Origin of the sequence: Empedobacter sp. GD03861 (assembly GCF_029840885.1) — a bacterium.
In the GTDB taxonomy this organism is placed as follows: Bacteria; Bacteroidota; Bacteroidia; order Flavobacteriales; family Weeksellaceae; genus Empedobacter; species Empedobacter falsenii_B.
In genome coordinates this window covers 1-856 of record NZ_JAOCDJ010000096.1, presented here as the reverse complement: position 1 = coordinate 856, position 856 = coordinate 1, and the positions used below count along the sequence as shown (strand labels likewise).

The 856-nt window shown below is 34.8% G+C and carries 1 protein-coding gene; it reads right to left on the bottom strand.

All coding sequences use genetic code 11. The annotated features are described in order from the left end of the window. A partial coding sequence (locus N5D03_RS14885) for a potassium transporter TrkG (protein WP_280052118.1) occupies positions 1–847 on the bottom strand: 847 nt, incomplete at its 3' end. Between the last annotated feature and the right edge of the window lie 9 nt (positions 848–856).

Sequence of the window (856 nt, the reverse complement as noted above, 5' to 3'; positions counted from 1 at the left end):
CATTTTTCCACACTTTTTTGAATTGTCCTTTAATCAATAAATAAATCAAAGCGAAGTTTGTTCCGCCCAAAAACATCATCACGATTAGTACATATTGAATAAAAACATTGTTATTCCAATACATCAAACCTTCATTTTTAGTAGAAAAACCTGCGGTTGCAATCACACTCATCGAATGGTTTGCAGCATCAAATAAATTCATTCCACCAAAATAAAGCAACAATGCAAAAAAAGCAGTTAATCCTAAATAAACTAACCAAAGGTTTTTCGCTGTTTCTGTAATTCGAGGGTGAATTTTATCCGTATAAATTCCAGGCGCTTCTGCCATAAAAAGTTGTCGACCACCAATTCCAAGAAACGGTAAAATCGCAATCGTCAAAACGATAATTCCCATACCACCAATCCAATTGGTTGTACTTCGCCAAAACAATATGCTTTTTGGGAGACTTTCTACATCATCATAAATCGATGTTCCAGTCGCTGTATAACCAGAAACGGTTTCGTAAACAATGTTCACAAAACTGAAATTCTCATTGATGATATGATCGTTTGGTAAAAATATTAACGACGTAACATATGGCAAACATCCCGAAAGAATCAAGAAAAGCCATCCGACACAAACCACGATATAACCTTCGCGTTTGTTGATGTGTTTTCTTCTGTCACGCGTAAAATACATCATTGCAGCTCCCGACAATCCCACTAAACTCCCCGAAACTAAAAAAGGGTAGAGTAGATGATCATTAAAATAAATGCTGACACATGTTGCAATAAACATAAAGAGCGCATTTAATAGTAATAAAACACCCGAAAGATTCAGGATTACTTTGATGTTAAGTGATTTCATTATTTAAAA